Raw genomic sequence first — 22,732 nt, forward strand, 5'->3', positions numbered from 1 at the left:
ACGGGTTTTGTTATGCCCGGCGTAGCACTCGTAAACACGTATTGAGCGTTCGAAAGACGATATTCCCCGCGAGTCGCGCCACCGTCATTCAGGGACAACGGGAGGTTGCTCGTGTGAACGACCGACATTCCAAAAGCGAGTCATCGCCGTACTGCGGTTATGCGCATTATCGACCCGCACATGCACATGGTGTCACGCGCCGCGGACGACTACAAACGAGCGCGGCGCGCCGGCATCGAGTGCTGCATCGAGCCGGCGTTCTGGAGCGGGCAGGACAAGCATCACGCGGGTGCGTTCTTCGATTACTTCGAACAGATCATCGAGCACGAGACCGATCGCGCCGAGCGGACAGCGAACGTGGACCACTACGTCACGATCGGACTCGAACCGAAGGAGGCGAACTATCGGGACATGGCCGAGGAGGTCCTCGAGCGCATCCCCGAGTACTTGGACCGCGACCCCGTCGTCGGTGTCGGCGAGATCGGCTTCGACCAGGTGACAGACGACGAGGAGTGGGCCTTCCGCGAACAACTCGAGATCGCCGAGAACCGCGACCTCCCCGTCATCGTCCACACCCCCCACACCGACAAGCCGGCCGGTACCGAGCGCATCGTCGAGATCATCGAAGAGATGGGCGTCACCCAGGACCGGATCATCATCGACCACAACACGGAGCACACGATCGACATCGCCGCGCGGACCGACTGCTGGATCGGCTTTACCCTCTACCCCGGCAAGATCGAGGCCGATGCGGCGATCGACCTCCTGGAGGAGTACGGCACCGACAACATGATCTTCAACAGCGCCGCCGACTGGGACCCGTCGGACCCGCTCGCGGTTCCCAAAGCCCGCGACGAGATGATCGACCGCGGCTGGGACCGCGAGGAGGTCCGCAAAGTCGTCTTCGAGAACCCCTACGAGTTCTTCGAGCAGTCGCCGAACTTCGAGTACGAGGCCTGACCCATGCAGTTTGGCTTCTCCACCAACGCCTTCAGGGAGTACCAACTCGAGGACGCGATCGAAGAACTCGCCGCCGCGGGCTACGATGGCGTCGAAATCTTGCTCGACGAACCGCACCTCTACCCGCCGAACGCGACCGAGGACGAAATCGCGCGCGTCCGCACTGTCCTGGACGATAACGACATCGCCATCAGCAACGCGAACGCGTTCATGCTGACGGCGATCGAGGACTTCCACCACCCCTCGTTCATCGAACCCGACGAGGACTACCGCCGCGAGCGGATCGACTACACCCTCGCGGCGCTCGATACCGCCGCCGACCTCGGCGCGCCCCACATTTCGATCGAACCCGGCGGCCCGATTCCCGAGGAGAAATCCCGCGAGTGGGCGATGGACACCTTCGTCGACGGCCTCCGCGAGGTCGCAGACCGCGCCGAGGCAGTCGGCGTCGACGTCATGGTCGAACCCGAACCCGACCTCCTGATCGAAACGTCCGACGAGTTCTTCGACCTGGTCGCGCGCATCGACTCGGAGCGCGTCCGGTGTAACTTCGACGCCGGGCACCTCTACTGCGTCGGCGAGGACCCCGTCGCGCTGGTCGCAGACCTCGACGAGTTTACGACGCACTACCACCTGGAGGACATTCCCGCGGACCGCCGGCACGAACACACCCAACTCGGCGAGGGGTCGATGGACATCGACGGGTTTCTCGGCGAACTCGACGACCGCGGCTACGACGGCTTCGTCACGATCGAACTCTATCCCTACGAGGAGACGCCGGTCGAAACCGCCCGTGAGGCGATGGCGTACCTCGAGGAACGCGGGTGGGCGTAGGGTGGCCGGCGGCGTCGATTGTAGTGACGATGCGCGTGACCGCTCGCTCCGTCCGACCCTCGCCGATATCGCCGAACTGGTTCGCGTTCCGAACCTCTTTACCGCGCCACCCGATGTCATCCTCGGCGCGGCACTCGCGGCTATCGCCGGCGCTGAACTCGCAATTCCAACCGGCGCCGGCCTCGCCGTCGTCTCCATCCTGCTCTACGCCGCCGGGACGACGCTCAACGATGCGTTCGACGCGCCGATCGACGCCCGCGAGCGACCCGAGCGCCCGATCCCGTCCGGTCGCATCTCCCGCCGGAGCGCGTTCGGATTCGGTGCCGCACTCCTGGTCGTGGCCGTCGCCGTCGCGTTCGGCGTCGCCGGGGCCACGGCCGCGGCCGTCGCCGCTGCACTCGCCGGTGCGATCGTTCTCTACGACGGCGCGCTCAAGGGCACGGCTGCGGGCTTTCTCGCGATGGGGTCGACTCGCGGGCTGAACGTCCTCCTCGGCGTCACCGGAGCGACCGCCGGGGCGGGCGACCCGGGCCTGACTGAACTCGGGCCGACGCTGCTCGCCGTCCCGGCGGTCGTCGTCGCCTACATCGCCGCCGTGACGTTCATGGCGGCGCGCGAAACCGAGGGTGGGAACAGGGGCGCAGTCGTCGTCGCCGCCGCGGGCGCGCTCGCGGCGCTCGCGGTTCTCGTCCGACTTCTCGTCGCCGTTCGGCCGCCGGCGCTCGAAACCGCGGCGGCCGTCACCTTCGCCGTCGCCTTCTGCTGGTGGGTCGGCCGCCCGCTTCGCGCCGCCTACGCGGATCCCGTTCCGGCGACCGTCGGCCCCGCGGTCGGTGCCTGCGTGCTCGGGCTCGTCCTCCTCGACGCGGCCTTCGCCACCGTGGCCGGACTCGGCTGGGGACTCCTCGCCGGCGCGTTCCTCGTCCCGGCGGTCGGCCTCGCGCGCGTGTTCGATGTCACGTAATCACGTAATTCCGCAATTCCACCCTGACCACCCTCGACTCGTTCCCCGTCATACCATCCCTGCACACCCCGCACAAACCCCTTAGTAACCCATCGGTGTACCCCGCCCATGGTCGACCTCGCCTTCTCGACGAACGCCTACACGCGCTACTCGCTGTCCGACGCGATCCGCCACATCGCAGACCACGGCTACGCCGGCGTCGAACTCCTCGGCGACGAACCCCACGCGTACTTCCCCGAGTTCAGCGACGCGGACCGAACCGACCTCCGTGACGAACTCGACGAAACTGAACTCGCGGTGTCGAACATCAACGCGAACACGGCGACGGGGTACTACGACGATGCCCCGCCGTCGTCGTTCTTCGAGCCGAGTATCATTCGGGCCGACACGGACGCTCGCCAGTGGCGCATCGACTACACGAAGCGCGCCGTCGACCTGGCCGACGCGGTCGACGCACCCGCAGTCTGTCTCGCGACCGGGCGGCCGCTTCCGGGAACCCCGCCCGAGGAAGCCCGCGAGTACCTTCACGAGTCGCTGCACGAGATCCTCGACTACGCCGAACCGAGAGGGGTAGACGTGGGCATCGAGTTCGAGCCCGAACTCTTGATCGAAAACACCGACGAAACCCTCGCGCTGATCGACGATCTCGACCGCGACGGGCTCGGCGTCAATCTCGACCTCGGCCACGCCGCCGTCTACGGCGAAGACCCGACTGAAAGCATTCGCCGCAGCGCCGGCGCGATCACCGGCATCCACCTGGAGGACATCGTCGGCGGCCGCCGCGGCAAACACTATCACCGGATTCCGGGCGAGGGCGACCTCGACTTTCGCGCCATCTTCGACGCGCTCGACGACATCGGCTACGACGGCTTCGCGACGCTCGAACTCTACACCCATCCCGACGACCCCGACCGGGCCGCCCGCGAGGCCTCCGCTGAACTCGCTGCGTACGTGTGAGCGAGAGCACTCCCACGATGAAGGGTGTAGCACCCGTACTGTCGGCGCTATCGGCGGCGGAACGTCACTCGCGTTTATCGGAGTCGACTCGGTTCGTGGCGGTCGGTGCTTCGAGTTCTTCGCGTCCGAATCCGGACCGATTCTCCCCCACCGAGAGGCCGTTCCAGCCGTATCGAGGCGGATGTGTTGAGATGACTGTCTCGTTGACCGAGATCGATGTCAGACGAGTTCCGTAATCACTTTCGTTTCGATTTTCCGAAGATGCTCGCCAACCGTTCCCACGGAGATATTCTCTCGATCCGCGAGGTCGCGGAGGGTCGCACGCCGCGGCATCTCGTAATAGCCCTCGTCGATCGCGAGTTCCAGCAGTTCTTGCTGGCGTTCCGTTAGCAGCGACGCGAGTCGGCGCATATCCGAGTGATACTCGCCGATCCCTTCGAGCGTAACCTGAACGCCGTCGGGGATTTCTGCGATCGCCTCTCGGATCTTCTCGTCCGCTCCGAGCATGGTTATCCGAAGTCCGCCCTGATCGGTGTATTCCATCGGCCAGTCCACGACGATCTCGTACTGTCGGAAGATACCGAGGAGGTCGGTCATGAGAGCAGTTGCTCGAAAATGGAGGTAGACGAGTCCGTCCGACGCCTCGGACGTTTCGCAAGCCAGCACGTCCGGACTCGCCTCCAATACGTCCGCGTTCCGTTCGAAGTCGCCGCGGAGTTGATACAGTCCGACGCCGGTTCCGTCATCCAAGAGGTTGATGTAATGAATCGCGTCACCCGTTACTGCGTGCTCGGGAGCGCACTCGCCGTTAGAACAGCGTTCATCGTCGATCCGAGGAATGACGATCGTAATATATCTCATACCATCGATCCGTTCGTTGTGGCCAGCGTGCTCAGGACAACCCTGTTCAGTCGCGCCGTCGAGTAACGGGTCGATCGGGCTTCGTCTGTCGCAGCCGGTGCCGAATCGAAGAAGAGTACGCAGTATACACACTTAAACCCGCCTCAGATGTACGGCACTATTCGCATGTGTCGGTGGGCCGTCTCTACCACCAACGCATGCCGAGTAGAACAGCTGAAAAATCCGACGCGAACCGGCCGGAATCGAAACCACCGACTTCCGGTCATCCGATCGTCGCCGCGCTCTCTGCGCGGTTTGATCTTTCCGAACATCGGCGATATCTCGCGTGTGAACTCGACGGGGTGATACTGGATCTCGGTGCGGGGAGCGGTGCAATGGTCCCGTACCTGCAAACGGCAGTCAAGCGTGAGCCGGCACTCCGCCTGCACGCACTCGAACCGGATCCCAACAGACAGAGGCAAGCGAAGCAAACGGCCGCCGCCCACGATCTGGACATACACCTGCAATCAGGACGGGCTGAATCCCTCCCCTATGCGGACGATACGTTCGACGTGGTCATCGCCGCCGCGGTGTTCTGTACGGTACAGGATCCCTTTCTGGCCCTCGAGGAAGTCCATCGCGTCGTGAAGCCGGACGGCGAGTTCCGCTTTCTCGAACACGTCCGGTCGGACGGGCTGCGCGGCTACGTCCAGGACGTGATGACACCGCTCTGGAAACGGATCGACAACGGCTGCCATCTGAACCGTCGAACGGACGACTGGATCGCAGCGGGACCCTTTGCTCTCGACGAAATCGAAACGCTGCGTCTCGGTGTGAGTCCATCTAGGCCCTTCGTGCGCGGAACTGCCACGCCGGTGAGCCACACCGAAACTGACAGCCGAATCTCATCTGCTGATGGATTCAAGGAGTCACGCTGAATCATGAACACGAAAGCGACTCTATTGACGATTTTCGGCACCATCGTGGCGCTTCTCGGGGCCTTATGGGTGGTTCAAGGCCTCGGAATCGTCCAGATCGGTCCTCTCTTGTGCGTCGCAGACTGCGAACCGATCACTGGACGATCAGTGCAGTGGACGGTCATCGGCACGATAGCCCTGTTCGTGGGGATCGTCACTGTCCGGGCGGGGCTGAGACGCGTAAATCGATAGTGGATCCTCTTCGAGTTCGAGTTCGGACCGCGATCACGCCCTGTTCGACATACATCTCCGCCAAATCGGTCCGCTGAATGTCATCGCCGTATTCAGCGCGCGATTCTCGCGGACGATTCCGACTAACGCAACCGTACTCTTGTCTACCGATAGACACGGTCGCGAGCGCCGCCGCCACCTCAACGTTTTTGCCCCGCCGAGACAACCCCTCGGCCATGAAATACGTCCGATTCCGCGACCCGGCCGGTGCAGTCCGACGCGGCGAGTTCGAGAGCGGCCACGTTCACTTCGCGAACGAAAGCTACAGTCTCGACGGCGACGAGATCGACGTGCTCCCGCCGTGTGACCCCTCGAAAATCGTCTGTATCGGCCGCAACTACGCCGACCACGCCGACGAGATGGGGTCCGACCTGCCGGACCGCCCAATGCTCTTTTTGAAGCCGCCGAACGCCCTCGCGGGTCACGGCGATACCGTCACCGTCCCCGCCGGCAAGGACCGAATCGACTACGAGGCTGAACTCGGCGTCGTCATCGGGGAGCAGTGTCGCCACGTCTCCCAAGCCAACGCGATGGATGTCGTCGAAGGCATCACCTGCATGAACGACGTGTCGAACCGCGAGGATCAGCGCCAGGAGCAAAACTGGGTTCGCGGGAAGGCCTTCGACGGATCCGCCCCGCTCGGACCGGTCCTCGCCACGCCCGACGAGGTCCCCGACGACGCGCGCGTGCAGTCGCGAGTCAACGGCGAAGTGAAACAGGACGGCTCGCGCGACCAACTCATCTTCTCGATTCCGGAACTGATCGCCGAGATCACGACCTACCTCACGCTCGAACCCGGCGACGTGATCGCGACCGGCACACCCGAGGGCGTCGGCCCGCTCTCCGACGGCGACGCGGTCGAAATCGAGGTCGAAGGCGTCGGGACGCTCGAGCACACGGTTCGTATTCCCTGATCGCGTGATCGTGCGCTATTCGACGGTAAACAGGTGTCCCTCGGTGGGCACGTCGAACAGCCCGATGCGTGCTCCCGCGTCGAGCCACGCGTGGCCGTAGGAAAACGACGCCAGCGCGTTGACGCGATCGTCGTTCTCGCGGAAGTGCCGGCCGTCTTCGAGGTACGACTCGGCCATCCCGTAGCAGTCCGCGGCCGCGTCGGCCATCGGCGTCCCCTCCCGCGGCGCAACCGTCGCCTCAGCGAGCGCGTCCGCGAGTAACGATTCGTATCGATCGGTCTTCTCCTCGAGATCTGCAGCCATAGTCATCACTTCTCGGAAGGACCCGTAAGTTCGTCGCCCGCTCGCCGCCTTCAACCCTCACTCACCTCTCGAACGGTGGCGAGCGGTGAGCCGAGTCGGCCTCACAGCGATCGGACAGGTGAACTCGTCGAGGCTGCCTGAAGCGTCTCAGAACACAGCGCAACCGGAGGATTCACTGCCTGGAGAGCATCGGCATCCATTTCACCTGGAGTAATGTACGGTCGCTGAATGCGCCTGCTCCAGGTGCTCGTCCCGGGGGAGAGACGAGACGACGCACTTCGCGTTCTCGAAGACGAGGGGCTCGATTACGTCCGCACCAGCGAGTGCAGCGACGGGACCGACGCTGAACTCGTGACCTTTCCGGTGCCGACGCAGGCCGTCGACCACGTGCTTACATCGCTTCGGGAGGTCGGCATCGAGGACGAGTTCATCATCGTCTCGTCGATTGAAACCGCGCGGACGCCGCGGATCGAGGACTTGGAGGATCGGTTCGTCAGCGGACAAGAAGAGGATGACAGTATTTCTCGCGAGGAGATCCGGACGAAGGCGTTGAACATGACGCCGGGTCGGGTCACCTACTACGTGATGACCCTGTTGAGCGCCGTCGTCGCGACAGCAGGGCTGCTGTTGGATTCGCCCGCGATCGTCGTCGGCTCGATGGTGATCGCACCGCAGGTGAGTGCGGCGTTGACCGGCACCGTCGGTCTCGTGCTCAACGACCGCCAGATGTTCGGTGACGGCGTCTTGTCGCTGGTTCGTGGACTGTTCGTCGCGATAGTCGGTGCCTTCGCGTTTGCCTGGGTGATCCGAACGGGAGCAATCGTTCCGGTAACCATCGATATTACGGCTATCACGCAGGTTCAGAACCGCATCTCACCCGGCTTACTCGCGCTCGTTGTCGGCATCTGTGCCGGGGCTGCGGGTGCGTTTGGCCTCGCAACGGCGATTCCCGTCTCGCTGGTCGGCGTCATGATCGCCGTTGCTCTCATCCCGGCCGCGTCGGCGGTCGGTATCGGACTCGCGTGGGGAGAGATCGGCGTCGCTCTCGGTGCGTTCGTCCTGCTCGCGGTCAACGCGACGTCGATTCTCCTCGCCGGACTCGCCGTTTTCTGGTATCTCGGCTACCGGCCGACGGGGTGGGAACCCGGCTCGCTCCGGGCGAACGTCTCGAGCGATCGAACCGCGACGCTCGCGATCATGTTCGTCGTCGGAATCGTCGTCCTCGGTGGTGCTGGTATGGTACTCACCCAACACGTGGCATTCCAGAACGCGGTCAACGACGAGGTCCGGACAGTTCTTGCCGAAGACTCGTACGCTGAACTCGAACTCACCGAGGTTCGAACCGAGTTCGAGGACGGCGGCGTGGTCAGCGACGAAACGGAGGTGACGGTCGTGGTACGACGCCCCGCCGATACCGCGTATCCGGCGCTGCCACCGGATCTCGAGCGGGCGCTCGAAGAGCGGGTGGACCGCCCCCTTTCAGTCGTCGTCGAGTTCACCGAGCGAACTCGTGCGCCGGCGGCTGTGGGGGCGGGCAATTGACTGGCCGAGTCGCACAGTGTGGGTCTGGGAGCGCAGCGGTGCGTGGATGGCGGTGAGTGAGACGATAACAGGTACAACAGGGCAGTTGCTGGGAACGCAAGGGGTTTACGCCCTGTTTCCCAAGTACTGTGCATGAGCGAGCAGCCTCGAGTCGAGATTTATACCAAAACGGATTGTCCCTACTGCGAGAAGGCAAAGGATCTCTTCGACAGCAAGGGAGTCGAGTACGACGAGTACAACGTGACCGGTGACGACGAGCTGTTCGAGGAGATGATCGACCGCGCCGACGGCCGCCAGACCGCGCCGGAAGTCTTCATCGACGACGAACTGATCGGCGGCTGGGACGAGACCAGCGCGCTCAACGAAACCGGCGACCTCGACGAGAAACTCGGCATCGAAGCCGACGAGAGCGACGGCGTCGAACACCGGAAACTCATCATCACCGGCACCGGCATCGCCGGCCTGACCGCCGCCATCTACGCCGGCCGCGCGAACAACGATCCCCTCGTCATCGAGGGCGACGAACCCGGCGGGCAACTCACCCTGACCACCGACGTTGCGAACTACCCCGGCTTCCCCGAGGGGATCGGCGGCCCCGAACTCGTCAACAACATGAAAGAACAGGCTCGCCAGTTCGGTGCCGAACTGAAAAACGGCATCGTCGAGTCCGTTGACGCCGATTCGCGCCCGTTTCGCGTCGAACTCGCTAACGGCGACAGCTACACCGCAGACGCCGTGATCGTCGCCTCCGGTGCGAGCGCCCGCACGCTCGGTATCCCCGGCGAGGACGACCTCATGGGCTACGGGCTCTCGACGTGTGCCACCTGCGACGGCGCGTTCTTCCGCGGCGAGGACATGCTCGTCGTCGGCGGTGGCGACGCCGCCATGGAGGAAGCGACCTTCCTGACGAAGTTCGCAGATACCGTCTACCTCATCCACCGACGCGAAGAGTTCCGCGCGGAGGACTACTGGATCGACCGCGTCGAGGAGAAGGTCGAGGACGGCGAGATGGAGATCATGAAAAACACCGAACTCCTCGAGATTCACGGCTCCCAGGAGGAGGGCGTCGACCACGTCACGCTCGTCGAGAACGAGCAAGGTCACCCGACCGACCGACTCGACGACCCCGAGACGAACGAGTTCGAGTTCGACGTCGGCGCAGTCTTCCTCGCGATCGGCCACACGCCGAACACCGAGTACCTCGACGGTACCGGCGTCACGCTGAACGATGAAGGCTACCTCCGCACCCAGGGCGGTGTCGGCGGTGGCCAGACCGAAACCGACGTGCCCGGCCTCTTCGGCGCCGGCGACGTCGTCGACTACCACTACCAGCAGGCGGTGACGGCGGCCGGCATGGGCTCGAAGGCGGCACTCGACGCCGACGAGTACCTCGACAACCTCGAACGCGCGGAGTCAACCGCCGGGACGGAAACGGCTGCAGCAGACGACTAAGGCGTTACTCGCGGCTGCAACCGTCGCAAGTACCGTTCAAAACTGGCATCTCACTCGGGAGTGACCACGATTGCATCCGACTCCTCCTCCTGGATGAACTCGCCCGAGCAGTCGTACTCGATGACCTCGGATTTCGAGATGTCGGGTTCGTCCGTGTACGGCCCGGAGCGATCCGACATCCCGTAGATCGTCAGATTCTCGAGGGTCGTGTCGTGCTCGCGGTTCCACCGATCACAGAGGTAGTTTGCGTAGTACGAGTGGTGATTCTCGTTGCCCGCAAAGCGCATGTTCGAGAGATACTTGCGCTCGCGAGCGGTCTCGTAGGTCCCGTCGACGTTCGGCGGTCTGTCCCAGTCGACCCCTGATCCGTGGAGTGCGTCGACGGTCGTCCCGTTTTCGAGTTCACCGGGAACGACGAACCACTGGGCCGTCGACGTCGGGTTCGGGGCGAACATCCGCCAGCTCTGGCTGGCCTGCAGGGTGTCGAGCGCCTCGTTTCCGGCGTCGGGAACTTCGGTGTAGCCGACCGCTTCGGCGTTCGAGAGGACGACGAGAACGAGCAAGAGCCAGGGGATAATCGTCGTGACGAACACGCGTCCCCGGCTCGCGACGGCCGTGAGCGGGTTTGTATCGTCGCCCATGCGATCCTTCCTGCGATCATCCGTCGCGTCCTCGGCGTCCGAGTTTTCGTTCGATACGGACGTAATAGAGTGCAGCCACGACCCGGGAGCCCAACGCGCGAGCACGGGTGCACGAGACTGCAGTCTGTCGAGCGTGCGCCGGAGCGGGCCGGCGATACCGACGCGGGCCGCGAGTGAACTCGCAGTGTCCCAGACGACGGGCGGGTAGAACAGGAGGAGGCCGGCGACGACGATCAGCGGAAACAGGCCGATCCGGAGCGTCACGAGCATGCCCAGATGCATTCCGGCGAACCCGGTTACGAGCAATGCTCGTGGCACCCCAGTAAGCAGGAGCAAGAGCGGCGAGAGGACGATTAAAACCATCCACGCGGACGTAAAGACCTCGAGCAGGGCGGTGTACTCCGGAAGGACGTTTCCGAGCAGCACCGTCAGATGGTCGGCCTGGAAGATGTGGACGACCGCCTCGCCGCTCATCCACATGTCGCTTCTGGTCTTGTGGACGGCGTTGGTCAGGTACATCAACAACACCTGGAGCAGAACGGCTATCGTTCCGATCGTCGCGATCGTCGGCGCGGCGTCTCCCGATGACTGCGCCGGGTTACGCCGGCGAGCGTCTATCGACCACCGGGAACCGAGCGGCAGGAAGATACTCCAGAACAGCAACATTCGGAGCAACACGTCGCCAGCGTTGAGCACCATCGGATTGCGGACGTGGAGTGAGACGAGCAGGAGCCACGAAACGATCGTCGCGATCCGCGTTCGATACCCGACAAGCAGCGCCAGCGCGACGAGTCCGGCGACGAGGAACAACAGCCACTGCGCCCACGCTTCTCCCGAAAGCGTGTGCACCGAGTACGCAGTCAACGACGAGTAGTCCGAAAACAGCGCCTCGCGCGGGAGCACGCCCGCGTCCGTATAGAACATCCCGAGGAGTCGCGTTCGGCCCACCAGGTCGGCGATGAGGAGGGCGGCGATCGAAATCCGAAAGGCAGCGAGCGCACGGCGGTCGATAGCGACCCGCCGCCGAATCGCACGCCCGAACCGGTCGGTGCTCTTGCCGAGTCGCTTCCGCATGGTGGAGGGGGCGGACGGTTCCTGTGACATCGTCGTGACCGTTCGTCTATCCCGAGTCTCGCCTAGACTGGCATAAGTTTGTTGCACGGTACAGTCGCTCTCTCAGCTTCGAGACGATCCTGAATCCGCTGTCGGCACAGCGAACAGCCATCGAGACGCGGTGCGCAGTGACCGAACAACCACCGGACAGACCGCATATCGAGGACCCGCAACTGCGCTACCCATCGGACCGAAACGCTGAACTACCACGCGAGCCAACTTTCAGCCCCGAATGAGCGCGAGTTCAGAGCCGGCGATCCCCGACGAGAATCCGATCGTCCTCTTCGATGGCGTCTGTAACCTCTGTAACGGGTTCGTCCAATTTCTCGTCCCGCGTGACACCGACGAACAGTTCTACTTCGCCTCCCTCCAGTCGGACACCGGCCAGAAACTCCTCGCCGAACACGGACTGCCCACCGATGAACTTGAATCGATCGTCCTGATCGAGGGCGACGATTGCTATGTGAAGTCCGATGCGGTCCTCCGGATTGCCACGCTTCTGGGCGGCATCTACCGACTGCTCTCCCCGTTTCGGTTCGTACCGCGCGTTATCCGCGATCGCGTTTACGAACTCGTCGCGGCCAACCGATATCGGTTGTTCGGCCAGAAAGACCAGTGTCTGATGCCGACCGGCAACGTTCAACAGCGGTTTCTCGAGTAGGGCTATTTGGGCCGGGGACGGGACTTGCAAATGACCGACTCGAGTTCAAGTCGATCGCTGGTGGCGACTGTTCACACGACGACTCGGACGGACTGCTGACGGTCGATGCAACGCTGGTATCGACGACTGCATTGCTGGTACCTTCTGAGTATGTTTCAGTCGGTATGAAAGACTCCTTGACTGAACGTTCAATCAAAAGAGATATATCCTAACTAACGAGTTATCGGATAATGACACAATCTGGGCAGTTGTCGCTGTGGGTCGCCCGCACACGATACTCGACGGTCGGCGGAGAGCCACGAGACACGGGCCATCCCACTCCCAGCGGAGGGCGGGTATGAGTCACGGTCGACGGCTTCCAGCGGTTCTGCTCGCTCTCGGGGTTGTCGTCCTCGGACTACTCGTCGTCCCCGCTATTGGTGGGGCACTCGACCGAGGCGAACCAAACCTGGAGGTCTACCTCCCGGAAAACGAGGTCTCTCCTGGAAGCGTCGACACGCTCGAACTCGACGTGCAAAACGACGCTGAACTAACCGTGGGAACTGGCCAGGAGGTCCTCACCGCCCGCGCGACGACAGTTGAACTCGAAGATACCGGTCCATTCGAGGCACAGTCGGGCGAGACTCCAGTTGGACCGATTCAGGACGGTCAGATCGTCTCGGTTCCACAGCAACTCGAGGTACCGGACGATGTCGAACCCGGCGAGTACGAGGTGACGGTTCGCGTTCGCTATGCGTACACGAGTATGGTTTCGGACAAAGCAGGCGTCTCACAGCGTCTGACCGCCTCGGAAACCCACGATGTTACAGTGGTCGTTCCCGACGAGCCTCGGTTCGAGGTCACCGATGTCTCGACCGCCGTCGAACCCGGCGCGAGCGGTCCGGCGACGATCAGCGTGACGAATACGGGAACCGAACGAGCAAACGCGACGCAAGCGCGTCTGACCGGTGGAACCGGTGTCACGATCGATGGGAGCACTCCCGAAGCACCCGCCGAGGAGATCATCGGCGACCTCGATCCGGATGAATCGACCACGTTTTCGGTCGATGTCGGGTTCGATGCCGCTCTGAGTAGCGGCGAAAAACCGCTCGAGATTCAGTTCAGCTACCGCGATACAGCCGGAATCGAGCGCGAATCGGATCTCGAAACGGCAAGTCTCTCCCCGTCGTCCGAACAGTCGTTCTCCCTTTCCGATATCGATGATACCCTTTCGGTCGGCTACAACGGTGAGATCACCGGTACCGTCACCAACGACGGTCCGCGAGCGGTCGACGATGCCGTACTGATCGTCGAGCCGATGAGCGAATCACTGTTTATCGAGGACACCCGATACGCCCTCCCTGCACTCGAGGCCGGCGAGTCGGCCTCGTTCCGCTATCCAACTGACGTAAGCGGCCAGGCGGATGCCGGCCCTCGGCAGTTGCGATTCTCGGTCGAGTTCACCGCGAGCGACGGCGAGACGACGCTCGAAGACGGACCTATTTCCGACCGCGTCATCGTCGACGACGAACACGACGAGTTCGGTCTGGCCGGCACAAACGCCACCGTTTCGCAGGACGGCCAGTCGTCCATCGAACTCGAACTCACCAACGAGCGCCAGGAGACGCTGTCGAATATCGACGCGAAACTGTACGCAGACAACCCGCTCGCGACCGCAAACGGAAACGATGCGGCGTTCGTCCCGTCTCTCGATCCCGGCGAGTCGACGACGATTTCGTTCGACGTGGCTGCGTCGGCCGATGCTCCCGTCGAACTCCATCCAGTTGAACTCGATTTCGAGTACGAAACTGAGCGGGGCGAGACGATCGTTTCGGATGTCTATCAGCAACCGATCGAGGTCTCGCCCGCCGAGACTGACGACGGCGGTGGGTTCGTCGGATCGCTGGTCAGCGTGATGGCGGTGTTGACTGCTGTCGGACTCGGATTCGGGTTCTGGTGGCGACGTGACTGAGACGATGACTACTGTGGCCTCCCTCGAATACGAGGAATGACTGCGCAGGATCGCCAGCCACCGGAGACGGCACCGGAAGACTCGGATACCAATCGTTCGAGTTCGGTGATTAGCCGAGTGACGAACCGTGACGGTGGCCCGGACGAAACGACGCGCGGTGACGATCCCATCACCAGACGAATCAATGCACTAATCACGAACCGGCCGTGGACGGTCGTTCTCGCGTTTGTCGTCCTTACGGCGCTGTTTCTCGGCGGTGCAATGGTCGGTGGCGGCGAGCAGGAGGCTGGCACCGACCAGTTCACGGAGGGGACTGCAGAGGCAGACGCGCTCGAGGACATGCAGGAGGACTTCGAGCGCGGAGAGCGAGCGAGTGGCGGGACGACTGCACAACTGTTCGTCACCGACGAGCACAACGTGCTGTCGAAACCGACGCTACTGCGGATGCTCGAGTTCCAGGACCGCATCCAGACGGACGATGACCTTCGGGTCGCCTCGGCGACCAGCCCGGCGTCGCTGATCGCGATGGAACTCGATCCGAAGGCGACGACGGCGGAAGCACAGTATCGGGCCATCGATCGTGCGTCACAGCGCCAGCTCGAAGCGGCGATCTCGACAGCGGACGAAACCCGCGGCCTCCCGGTGAGCACCGACTTCACCCCCGAATCGGCGCGTGCGGATGTCGCCCAGATCGCGATCACCTACGAGACGCCACCGATGGCGCAGACGGATGATTACGCGGACCTCCAGTTCGAGACGCAGGCGATCGCCGACGACATCGAGGGGTTCGACACGGACGACAACGTCGTCATCTTCGGCGATGCGATCCTCGAGGAAGAGACCCTCCAGTTGCTCGGCGATACCGCGATCGTCGTCTTTCCGGCCGCACTATTGCTCATCCTGTTCTTCCTGCTCGTCGCCTATCGGGACCCGATCGATCTTGCACTCGGTCTCGTCGCCCTCGCGATGACGATGATCTGGACGTTCGGGTTCATGGGTATCGCAGGGATACCGTTCTCGGACGCGTTGATCACCGTCTTTCCGTTGTTGCTCGCGGTCGGAATCGACTTCGGGATTCATATCATCAACCGCTATCGAGAGGAACGGACCGCGGGCGCGTCGATCGGCGATGCGATGGAGATTACGACGACACAGCTGTTCGTCGCGCTTCTCATCGTTACGCTGACGACCGTCTTTAGTTTCGCGGCGAACCTGTTAAGCGAGATGACCCGGGACTTCGGCATCGTCGCCGCCGCCGGTATTCTCTTTACGTTCCTCATCTTCGGCGTCTTCCTCCCAGCGGGGAAAGTCGGCTTCGACCGACTCCGCGAGAGAACTCGGATTCCCTCGTTCGGTCAGACGCCACTTGGGAACGACCAGTCACTGCTCGGTCGGGTACTTCCTGTTGGAGTCTACATTGCCCGGGCAGTACCGGTTGTCTTCCTCGTCGTGGCGCTCGTCGTCGGTGCAGGAAGTGCAGCCTACGGGACAGGGGTCGAGACGGAGTTCGACGACGAGGCGTTTTTCCCTGACGAAGAACGACTGGAGCAGTACGAAACACTTCCCGAACCGCTGGCTCCCGGGGAATATACGTTCCTGACCGTTCTGGACTACATGGAGGAAGACTTCGAGCAAGGGCTCGACGGATCGGTAACGATCTACGTGGATGATCCGGCGTTACGCTCGGACGGGGCGTTACGAGAGATCAATTCGTCACTACAGCATCCGCCGGAGGCGTTCAAGACGGACGGCAGACAGGCTGATGCTGACACGATTCTCGATACGATCGAGACACAGGCTGCGGCCGATCCGGAGTTCGCGGCAACGATTGAACGGTACGATAGTACGGGTGACGGAATCCCGGATCGGAACATCGACGTTGTCTACGATGCGCTGTTCGACTCGGCGGCAGCGGACGAGGCTGCAAATCGGTTGACGACTGATCGGAGTGCAACGCGGATCGATATCCCGGTCGATGTCGATGCAGACCAGGACGAGGCAGTTGCCGCTGCCAGGGACGTTGCCGACGATATGGACATGGACGCCACGGCGACCGGCCAGCTCGTCATCTTCCAGGGCGTGATCGAACAGACGACGGAGTCTTCGATCACGAGTTTGATCGTTGCGTTTGTCCTGACGGTCGCCTTCCTCGTGGTCTCGTACTGGTGGCTCGAAGGGCGGGCAATCTATGGGCTGATCAACCTCGTTCCGGTTCTCGTCGCGGTCGCGTTGCTCGCCGGATCGATGCGCCTGTTCGATATTCCGTTGAGTCCGATCAACGCACCGATCCTCTCGGTTTCGATCGGACTGGGTGTCGACTACACCGTCCATCTCATGCACCGGTTCGTCGACGAGTTCGAAGCGCGCGATGACACGTACGAGGCGCTTCTCGTGACGGTGCAGGGAACGGGCGGGGCGCTTACGGGAAGTATGCTCACGACTGTCTGCGGCCTCGGCGTCCTGTATTTCGCCTTGATCCCGCTGATCATGGAGTTCGGCCTGCTACTCGCACTCGGCGTCTTCTATGCCTGGCTCACGTCGTTGCTCGTACTACCCTCGACGGTCGTCGTCTGGGATCGTCTCGAGACGCGCTACGGATCGAGTGATCGATTGCCCTGGACGTAGACGGAGCAGTCGTCGATTATTCTCCGACTGTCGTTCTGTCTCTAGAGGCGCGAGGGATCGTCCTCGGGGGTCGTGATTCGGTGCCCGACCAGCCAGATTGTAAGCGCGAGTCCACCGGCCACCAGTGCCGGCCACCGGTCACTACTCAGGAAGAGGTCGGCAGCCGGGAACCGGTACGTCGTCAACGGCCAGAAGACGGCGTAGGAGTAGCCCGTTGCCGTCACGAGCGCAACGTCGAGGACGTGGTGAGAGAGTGCGCCGACCACGAAGAGGCCGAACGCGCGCCAGCGAAGCGCAGGCGCGATGAGCAGCGTTCCGAGGACGAGTGCAACGAGCAGCGAACCGACGAGCGTGTGCAGCGGTGCCCACGAAAACGGGATGCCGAGGAGGAACCCGACGAGGCCGTCCGGAACGAGCAGATCGATTTTCATGAAATCCGGCGAGAGTGCCCCGATCATAACCAGCGTTACGTGTGCCGGTCGGAGCCACGCGTATCGAAACGAGAGCAGGGTCCCGATGCTGTACCCGACGAGGACGTGCGTCAGCACGTCAGGCACGCCGATCATCTCCGGTCCGATCTGACTGGGTCGACGATCGGCCGTCACGAGAACCGCGCCGTGACCGTCGAGGCTGCTCGTTGTTACCGAATAGGCGCGAGAGACTCCAGGGGCGCTCTCGCGGGACGAACGCGCGTGTCTTCCAGTCGAACCGCCAGCCACGAACGAACCGACCGACTACCCACAGCCCGCCGAGGAACGAAACGAGATACATGTACCCCGCCTCGCTTGACTCGCGCGTCAGCGTTCGTTCGGCGACGAGCGTGGACTCGTCTTCGAGCGTGCCGTACGCAGTGACGTGATCGCCGCGCTCGAGTGGTCCGTCCGTATTCTGTAGCGCTTCGGTCGCGTCGATAACGGTGAACTGCCCGTATCCGCTCGCCCTCGTCGCGATGACGACCGGATCGGTATCAACGACCTGCCCGCCGAGTGTCACCGTCGATCCGACGTAGGCATCTCGGTCCCCGGGGACCTCCGTCTCGTCTGCCGCGGGTTGTTCCAGCGGATCGGTCGGCATCGTCCCCGCCCAGACGAACAGCCCGCCGAGAACAGCAACTACCGCGACGATTGTGACTACGCGAGTCCATCCCGTTCCCGGTCCCCTCATGCAGCCGTTACTCGTTAGAAGCGAACGGAACCGTCGGAATAGGTGTTCCGATTCGGTTGCCAGCGACTCGCTTTCGCTGCACCCCCCACCTCAGCTCCTGAACTCGTCGATGACCATCCAGACTTGCCGGATGACGATCAGGCAGTCGACCCAGACCGATTGCGTTCGAATGTACTCGAGATCGTACCGGAGTTTCATGTTCGGATCGGTACTCTTTGCCCCGTTGATCTGTGCAAGCCCCGTTAGTCCCGGCTTGACGAACCAGCGTTTTCGCCAGGCGGGCGCATCCTGTTCGAGTATCGGTTCCTCGTCGGTCCAGACTGCCCGCGGACCGACGACACTCATCTCCCCGAGTAGAATCGACCAGAGCTGCGGGAGTTCATCGAGATGCGTCCGCCGGAGGACGTGTCCCACGCGCGTGATCCGGTCGTTTTCCTCGTCGGTCGTCGGTATCGCCGTTTCACCCTCCGGGATCATCGTCCGGAACTTGTAGATGGGAAACGTTTCGCCGAAGCCGGCGGTTCGATCCTGACTGTAGAGTACCGGTCCCGGACTGTCGAGTTTGATCGCGGCCGCAATTGCTACCATAATCGGTGCGAACACGATGAGTCCGATCAGCGCAAAGATTACGTCGAAGACGCGCTTGAAGAAGTGATCGAACGGATCCCACGGTTCGAGGTCGACGTCGACGAGTTTGTCCACGGCACCGGGCGAGACGAGGACGCTGTCGGCGTATTGGCGATGCACCTTCACACTGACGCCGTGTTCCTGGCACGTATCGAGCGCACCGAAGAACTCTGCGCGATCCGGCTGGTGGAAGGCAAGAACGACCGTATCGATGTCGTCTTCGACGAGAACGGTCTCGAGCCTCGACAGGCCACCGCGTCTGGGTAGCGTATCGAGTGCAGTCTGGTGGGAGTCGGTGTGCTGTGAGTGGGTGTTGTGTGAGTCGGGGCTGCGATTTTGATTGGGGGTATGATTGTGGTTGTGGTCGTGAGTGAGTGTGTGATCCTGGGTCTGCGTTTGGCTCTGGGTCTGAGCCTGAGTCCGGGCCTGGGTCTGCGTTTGGGCTTGGGCGTGGGCCTGCTGTTGCGTTTGGGTGGTGGAGGAGTTCACAGTCGCGTTCGAACGCTGTTCGTGAACGTGGGTGTGAGACTGTTGCTGTGGCGTGTCCGCGTCCGTGTCTGGTTCCGGTTCCGGTTCTGATTCCGGTTCCGAATCACTGAGGGCAACGCCGCCGTCGGCCGTCAGTGATTCCTCGTAGATGCGGTCCTCGTCGAACGAAAGCGTCGTCGCGGTTGAGGGACAGAGATAGCCGACGAGCGGCGCATCGACGGCGGGGGAGATGTCTTCGATCTGAGGGAGGTCGTCCCCGACGATGAGCGTTCGGCCGGTCGACCCGGCGGGCCGCCGTCTGATGGCCAGAAACAATGCGGGGATCGTCACGAGCAAAATCGTGGTCAGCATCACGAGCGTTGCCCGCGGGAGGCGATGTGACCACTTGAAGTAGCCAAGCGTTGCGAGAACGAACGTTGCGACGAGCACTCGTTTCTGGGCGAACAGGGCCGTATCGAGGGTTCGTCGAGGACGCGGTTTATAGAGCGGGAGCAGACAGACGGTTACGGCGAAGACGCTCAACAGGATCGCCCAGAAGAACGATTCACCGGTCAGGACGGTGACTTCGAGCCGATTGAACAACGGTACGGCGCTCGTAAACAGTGCTTGTGAAACTGGGTGGTTGGCGATGGTAACGGCAAGAGCCGTCAGGAATATGACGCCGAGAACGCTTCCGATTCGAAATCGCCACCCGGTTACCATTCGTCCGGAGGAACGAACGGCCGTCGGCATAAAGTTGTTGAAGGTATCACCTTCTGGCAATATCAGAAATGGACGTATATTTCAACTGACTGCCTCGAGTTGCGGTAGTGATCGGAGAGAAGATCGATTCGGGTAACTAGTCGTTCCGTGCGAAATCCTTAGAACGGGAACAGCGAGTCGGCGCTCGGATCGCGTTCGAGGAGTTCGATCTCGTGGCCGTCCTGATCCTTCGTGAAGGCGTACATGTTGTCGTTGCTCTCCGGATCGCGGTAGTCGGCCGTTTCGCGGGTCAGCAACTGGTCCCAGTCGTCTTCGAGGTCGTCGACGCGAACGCAGAGGTGCCCCCAGGCGTCGCCCATGTCGTAACTTCGACCGTCGTAGTTGTAGGTGAGTTCGACGGACATCTCCTCGGGGGCGGCCCCTTCGGGTTTCATGAAGTAGTTCGAGAAGGAGTCGGCCTCCCAGCGACCGGTGTGTTCGTACTCGAACTTGCGAGTCCAGAATCCGAGTGCCTCGTCCGCGTCCTCGATTCGGATCATCGTGTGGTCGAGCGACCAGCGTGCGCCCTGATCGCGCTGGACGATTTCGATTTCGTGGCCGTCGGGGTCTTTGACGAACGCATAGCGACCGCCGCAGGATTCGGGATCGCGGTAGTCCTCGACGCCGTCGTCCATGAGTTGCTGGTAGGCGTCCTCGAGTTCACCTTCGGGAACGCGGACGGCGATGTGGCCCCAGGCGTCGCCGACATCGAGGTCGTCCTCGCCCTCGTTGTGGGTGAGTTCGAGCATCGCGCCGTCCTCGTGCATGTCCTCGGGGCCGAGGTAGACGATGGTGAAGCCGTCGCCTTCGTGGCGATCTTTCTCCTCGTAATCGAGGTGGGTTTCGTACCACTCGAGGGAGTCGTTCAGATCTGCGACACGAAGCATTACGTGGTCGAGCGTGCCGTCCATACGCGAGGTCACGCTCGGCGGTACAAAAAGCGTGGCGAAGGCGGCGGTTCACTCGGCGTCTTCGGGGTCGGGACCGGAGGGCGCCCCGACGGTCCGGCCGTCGCGGGAGACATCGGTCGAGACGGTCGACGGTTTCGGATCGACGCCCGTGAGCAGACCCTGCAGTTCGGAGAACGCGTAGACGAGGCCGACGAGCAGAATCACGCCGAGGGGGAGGAAGACGACGGGCGGGACGCTGAGGTAGCCATAGAGGAGGTAACAGACGACGACGACGAGAGCGACGGTGCTTGCGTAGTACAGTTGCGTACGGATGTGGTCGATGAGGTCCGCGCCGGTGAACGTCGAGGAGAGTACGGAGGTGTCCGAGATCGGCGAGGTGTGATCGCCGAAGATCGCTCCGGAGAACACTGCGCCGACGACGATCGGCATCAGTTCGAAGTTCCCGGTGAGGTTGTAAGCGACCGTGATAGCGGTCGGCGTGACGATGCCCATGGTCGCCCACGACGAACCCATGGTGAACGAGACGAACGCGGAGACAAACAGGACGGCGATCGGGAGGAGTTCGGGCGAGACGACGCCCTCCGCGACGGTTGCGACGTAGTCGCCGGTGCCGAGGTCCTCGGCGACGGCGCTGATGGCCCAGGCGAGGACGAGCACGGTGACGGCGGTGAGCATGAGGTGGAATCCTTCGAGTACGGTCTCGATGCCGTCGTCGATGTCGAAGAGATCGTAGACGATGCCGATGGCGATCGCCGTCGCGACCATTGCGAACGAGCCCCAGATGAGGGCGGCGGCGAAGTCGCCGTTGCCGAGGATGTCGATGAACTCCCCGACAGCGTTCGAACTCGTCGCGAAGAGGTCGTCACCGGCTACCGCGGTGACGAGCGAGGTCGTCTCGCCCGCGTCGGCCTGGTCGGTGAGCCACGTCTGGTACCCGGTCCAGAACGCACCCGAGAGCGCGACCGCGATCAATACGCCGATCGGGGCGAAGAACGTCCGCAGCATCGGTCGTTTCTCGATCGGCGCACGGAGGTCGTCCTCGGCTTCCTGTAACGGCTGTGCATTATCGCGGTTGACTTTCCCGGTTTGCCAGGCGCGGTGCTCGGCACCGAGCATCTCCCCGTAGTCGCGACGCGAGATGATGATGATCCCGACCATCACGATCGCAAGCAGCGAGTAGGTGTTAAAGGGGATCGAGGCGGCGAACGTGTCGAACGCATCCGGCGTCTCCGCTGCAGCCACGTTGACCTCCTCGCTGTCGACGAGGCTCGCATACCCGTCTTCGATCATCGAGAGCTGGAAGGCGACCCAGCTCGAGAGGCCGAGCGTCGCCACCGGTGCGGACGTCGAGTCGACGATGTACGACAGTTTCTCGCGGGAGATCCGCATCTGATCGGAAATCTCGCGCATCGTACTCCCGACGATAGCCGTATTGGCGTAGTCGTCGAAGAACAGGAGCATTCCGAGGATCCAGGCCGCGAGTCCGGCCTTTCGCTGGGTCTTGAGCCGTGCGGTCGCCCAGTTTCGAACCGCAGTTGCGCCGCCGAGTCGCCAGATGAGTGCAACGCCCGATCCGAGCAACAGCGTGAAGATGAGAATCTGAGCGTGGAACATATCCGCCATCGAACCGGCGATCCAACCGAACGCTCGTCCGAGTCCGATACTCCCGGTTGCGATGACGCCACCCGACCAGATCCCGATGAACAACGACAGGATCGGCCGACGCGTCACGATCGCGAGCAGAATCGCAAGCAACGGTGGCACGAGTGAGAGCGCTTCCGCCATATGCTCATACTCAGCGAGTCGCAGTATAAATAGGACCGGCATCCGAAGTC

At 62.6% G+C, this 22,732-nt stretch carries 19 protein-coding genes; 11 read left to right on the plus strand and 8 right to left on the minus strand.

Features of this window, described 5'->3' with window-relative positions; translation table 11 throughout:
• Positions 1 to 159 precede the first annotated feature (159 nt).
• From SM755_RS18165 to SM755_RS18180, 4 genes are all read left to right on the plus strand, one after another.
• Positions 160 to 960: a TatD family hydrolase gene (locus tag SM755_RS18165; RefSeq protein ID WP_323173883.1), complete on the plus strand. Its 801-nt coding sequence runs from the start codon at positions 160 to 162 to the stop codon at positions 958 to 960.
• A gap of 3 nt (positions 961 to 963) precedes the next feature.
• Positions 964 to 1,794 carry a sugar phosphate isomerase/epimerase family protein gene (locus SM755_RS18170; protein WP_323173884.1) on the plus strand — a complete coding sequence of 277 codons (831 nt, stop codon included), beginning with the start codon at positions 964 to 966 and terminating at the stop codon, positions 1,792 to 1,794.
• 1 nt (position 1,795) lies between these two features.
• On the plus strand, positions 1,796 to 2,758 hold the full coding sequence (locus tag SM755_RS18175; RefSeq protein WP_323173885.1) for a UbiA family prenyltransferase: 963 nt from the start codon (positions 1,796 to 1,798) through the stop codon (positions 2,756 to 2,758).
• Positions 2,759 to 2,866: 108 nt separating this feature from the next.
• Positions 2,867 to 3,715: a sugar phosphate isomerase/epimerase family protein gene (locus tag SM755_RS18180; protein ID WP_323173886.1), complete on the plus strand. Its 849-nt coding sequence runs from the start codon at positions 2,867 to 2,869 to the stop codon at positions 3,713 to 3,715.
• A gap of 219 nt (positions 3,716 to 3,934) precedes the next feature.
• Here SM755_RS18180 and SM755_RS18185 read toward each other — a convergent pair whose 3' ends face one another.
• Positions 3,935 to 4,576 carry a helix-turn-helix domain-containing protein gene (locus SM755_RS18185; protein ID WP_323173887.1) on the minus strand — a complete coding sequence of 214 codons (642 nt, stop codon included), beginning with the start codon at positions 4,574 to 4,576 and terminating at the stop codon, positions 3,935 to 3,937.
• A gap of 197 nt (positions 4,577 to 4,773) precedes the next feature.
• Here SM755_RS18185 and SM755_RS18190 point away from each other — a divergent pair, with 197 nt between their 5' ends.
• On the plus strand, positions 4,774 to 5,493 hold the full coding sequence (locus SM755_RS18190; RefSeq protein ID WP_323173888.1) for a class I SAM-dependent methyltransferase: 720 nt from the start codon (positions 4,774 to 4,776) through the stop codon (positions 5,491 to 5,493).
• A 446-nt stretch (positions 5,494 to 5,939) separates the two neighbouring features.
• Complete coding sequence (locus tag SM755_RS18195; protein WP_323173889.1) at positions 5,940 to 6,677, plus strand: fumarylacetoacetate hydrolase family protein; 738 nt, start codon at positions 5,940 to 5,942, stop codon at positions 6,675 to 6,677.
• Between the two features lie 15 nt (positions 6,678 to 6,692).
• Here the strand turns inward: SM755_RS18195 and SM755_RS18200 are convergent, their stop codons facing one another.
• Positions 6,693 to 6,980: a DUF357 domain-containing protein gene (locus tag SM755_RS18200; RefSeq protein ID WP_323173890.1), complete on the minus strand. Its 288-nt coding sequence runs from the start codon at positions 6,978 to 6,980 to the stop codon at positions 6,693 to 6,695.
• A 228-nt stretch (positions 6,981 to 7,208) separates the two neighbouring features.
• On the opposite strand from SM755_RS18200, the gene SM755_RS18205 reads away from it, so the two are divergent.
• Complete coding sequence (locus SM755_RS18205) at positions 7,209 to 8,522, plus strand: DUF389 domain-containing protein (RefSeq protein WP_323173891.1); 1,314 nt, start codon at positions 7,209 to 7,211, stop codon at positions 8,520 to 8,522.
• A gap of 132 nt (positions 8,523 to 8,654) precedes the next feature.
• On the plus strand, positions 8,655 to 9,974 hold the full coding sequence (locus SM755_RS18210; RefSeq protein ID WP_323173892.1) for an FAD-dependent oxidoreductase: 1,320 nt from the start codon (positions 8,655 to 8,657) through the stop codon (positions 9,972 to 9,974).
• Positions 9,975 to 10,024: 50 nt separating this feature from the next.
• On the opposite strand, the gene SM755_RS18215 is transcribed toward SM755_RS18210, so the two are convergent.
• A complete protein-coding gene (locus SM755_RS18215) occupies positions 10,025 to 11,719 on the minus strand; it encodes an HTTM domain-containing protein (protein ID WP_323173893.1) in 1,695 nt (564 codons plus the stop codon).
• Positions 11,720 to 11,960: 241 nt separating this feature from the next.
• On the opposite strand from SM755_RS18215, the gene SM755_RS18220 reads away from it, so the two are divergent.
• The 3 genes from SM755_RS18220 to SM755_RS18230 all read left to right on the plus strand — a co-directional run bounded on the left by SM755_RS18220 (position 11,961) and on the right by SM755_RS18230 (position 16,965).
• A complete protein-coding gene (locus tag SM755_RS18220; RefSeq protein WP_323173894.1) occupies positions 11,961 to 12,389 on the plus strand; it encodes a thiol-disulfide oxidoreductase DCC family protein in 429 nt (142 codons plus the stop codon).
• A gap of 337 nt (positions 12,390 to 12,726) precedes the next feature.
• On the plus strand, positions 12,727 to 14,340 hold the full coding sequence (locus tag SM755_RS18225; RefSeq protein ID WP_323173895.1) for a hypothetical protein: 1,614 nt from the start codon (positions 12,727 to 12,729) through the stop codon (positions 14,338 to 14,340).
• Positions 14,341 to 14,376: 36 nt separating this feature from the next.
• Positions 14,377 to 16,965, plus strand: coding sequence for an MMPL family transporter (locus SM755_RS18230; protein ID WP_323173896.1), 2,589 nt, complete (start codon positions 14,377 to 14,379; stop codon positions 16,963 to 16,965).
• Between the two features lie 41 nt (positions 16,966 to 17,006).
• On the opposite strand, the gene SM755_RS18235 is transcribed toward SM755_RS18230, so the two are convergent.
• The 5 genes from SM755_RS18235 to SM755_RS18255 form a co-directional block, all read right to left on the minus strand.
• Positions 17,007 to 17,531 (minus strand): metal-dependent hydrolase, encoded by a 525-nt coding sequence (locus SM755_RS18235; protein WP_323173897.1) that lies wholly within the window; start codon positions 17,529 to 17,531, stop codon positions 17,007 to 17,009.
• A complete protein-coding gene (locus tag SM755_RS18240; protein ID WP_323173898.1) occupies positions 17,515 to 18,129 on the minus strand; it encodes a hypothetical protein in 615 nt (204 codons plus the stop codon). Before SM755_RS18240 ends, SM755_RS18235 begins: the two co-directional genes overlap by 17 nt.
• Positions 18,130 to 18,219: 90 nt before the next feature.
• A complete protein-coding gene (locus SM755_RS18245) occupies positions 18,220 to 19,947 on the minus strand; it encodes a sugar transferase (protein WP_323173899.1) in 1,728 nt (575 codons plus the stop codon).
• Positions 19,948 to 20,105: 158 nt separating this feature from the next.
• Complete coding sequence (locus SM755_RS18250) at positions 20,106 to 20,897, minus strand: VOC family protein (RefSeq protein WP_323173900.1); 792 nt, start codon at positions 20,895 to 20,897, stop codon at positions 20,106 to 20,108.
• Positions 20,898 to 20,945: 48 nt separating this feature from the next.
• Positions 20,946 to 22,682 (minus strand): Na+/H+ antiporter NhaC family protein, encoded by a 1,737-nt coding sequence (locus SM755_RS18255; protein ID WP_323173901.1) that lies wholly within the window; start codon positions 22,680 to 22,682, stop codon positions 20,946 to 20,948.
• Between the last annotated feature and the right edge of the window lie 50 nt (positions 22,683 to 22,732).

This window comes from Natrialba sp. PRR66 (assembly GCF_034808065.1).
GTDB lineage: Archaea > Halobacteriota > Halobacteria > Halobacteriales > Natrialbaceae > Natrialba > Natrialba aegyptia.

Bases quoted from the DNA above. Each gene is read 5' to 3' on its own strand.
- SM755_RS18165 (WP_323173883.1), top strand. From the start codon at position 160: ATGCGCATTATCGACCCGCACATGCACATGGTGTCACGCGCCGCGGAC.
- SM755_RS18170 (WP_323173884.1), top strand. From the start codon at position 964: ATGCAGTTTGGCTTCTCCACCAACGCCTTCAGGGAGTACCAACTCGAG.
- SM755_RS18180 (WP_323173886.1), top strand. From the start codon at position 2,867: ATGGTCGACCTCGCCTTCTCGACGAACGCCTACACGCGCTACTCGCTG.
- SM755_RS18185 (WP_323173887.1), bottom strand. From the start codon at position 4,576: ATGAGATATATTACGATCGTCATTCCTCGGATCGACGATGAACGCTGT.
- SM755_RS18190 (WP_323173888.1), top strand. From the start codon at position 4,774: ATGCCGAGTAGAACAGCTGAAAAATCCGACGCGAACCGGCCGGAATCG.
- SM755_RS18195 (WP_323173889.1), top strand. From the start codon at position 5,940: ATGAAATACGTCCGATTCCGCGACCCGGCCGGTGCAGTCCGACGCGGC.
- SM755_RS18200 (WP_323173890.1), bottom strand. From the start codon at position 6,980: ATGGCTGCAGATCTCGAGGAGAAGACCGATCGATACGAATCGTTACTC.
- SM755_RS18205 (WP_323173891.1), top strand. From the start codon at position 7,209: ATGCGCCTGCTCCAGGTGCTCGTCCCGGGGGAGAGACGAGACGACGCA.
- SM755_RS18210 (WP_323173892.1), top strand. From the start codon at position 8,655: ATGAGCGAGCAGCCTCGAGTCGAGATTTATACCAAAACGGATTGTCCC.
- SM755_RS18215 (WP_323173893.1), bottom strand. From the start codon at position 11,719: ATGTCACAGGAACCGTCCGCCCCCTCCACCATGCGGAAGCGACTCGGC.
- SM755_RS18220 (WP_323173894.1), top strand. From the start codon at position 11,961: ATGAGCGCGAGTTCAGAGCCGGCGATCCCCGACGAGAATCCGATCGTC.
- SM755_RS18225 (WP_323173895.1), top strand. From the start codon at position 12,727: ATGAGTCACGGTCGACGGCTTCCAGCGGTTCTGCTCGCTCTCGGGGTT.
- SM755_RS18230 (WP_323173896.1), top strand. From the start codon at position 14,377: ATGACTGCGCAGGATCGCCAGCCACCGGAGACGGCACCGGAAGACTCG.
- SM755_RS18235 (WP_323173897.1), bottom strand. From the start codon at position 17,531: ATGATCGGCGTGCCTGACGTGCTGACGCACGTCCTCGTCGGGTACAGC.
- SM755_RS18240 (WP_323173898.1), bottom strand. From the start codon at position 18,129: ATGAGGGGACCGGGAACGGGATGGACTCGCGTAGTCACAATCGTCGCG.
- SM755_RS18245 (WP_323173899.1), bottom strand. From the start codon at position 19,947: ATGGTAACCGGGTGGCGATTTCGAATCGGAAGCGTTCTCGGCGTCATA.
- SM755_RS18250 (WP_323173900.1), bottom strand. From the start codon at position 20,897: ATGGACGGCACGCTCGACCACGTAATGCTTCGTGTCGCAGATCTGAAC.
- SM755_RS18255 (WP_323173901.1), bottom strand. From the start codon at position 22,682: ATGGCGGAAGCGCTCTCACTCGTGCCACCGTTGCTTGCGATTCTGCTC.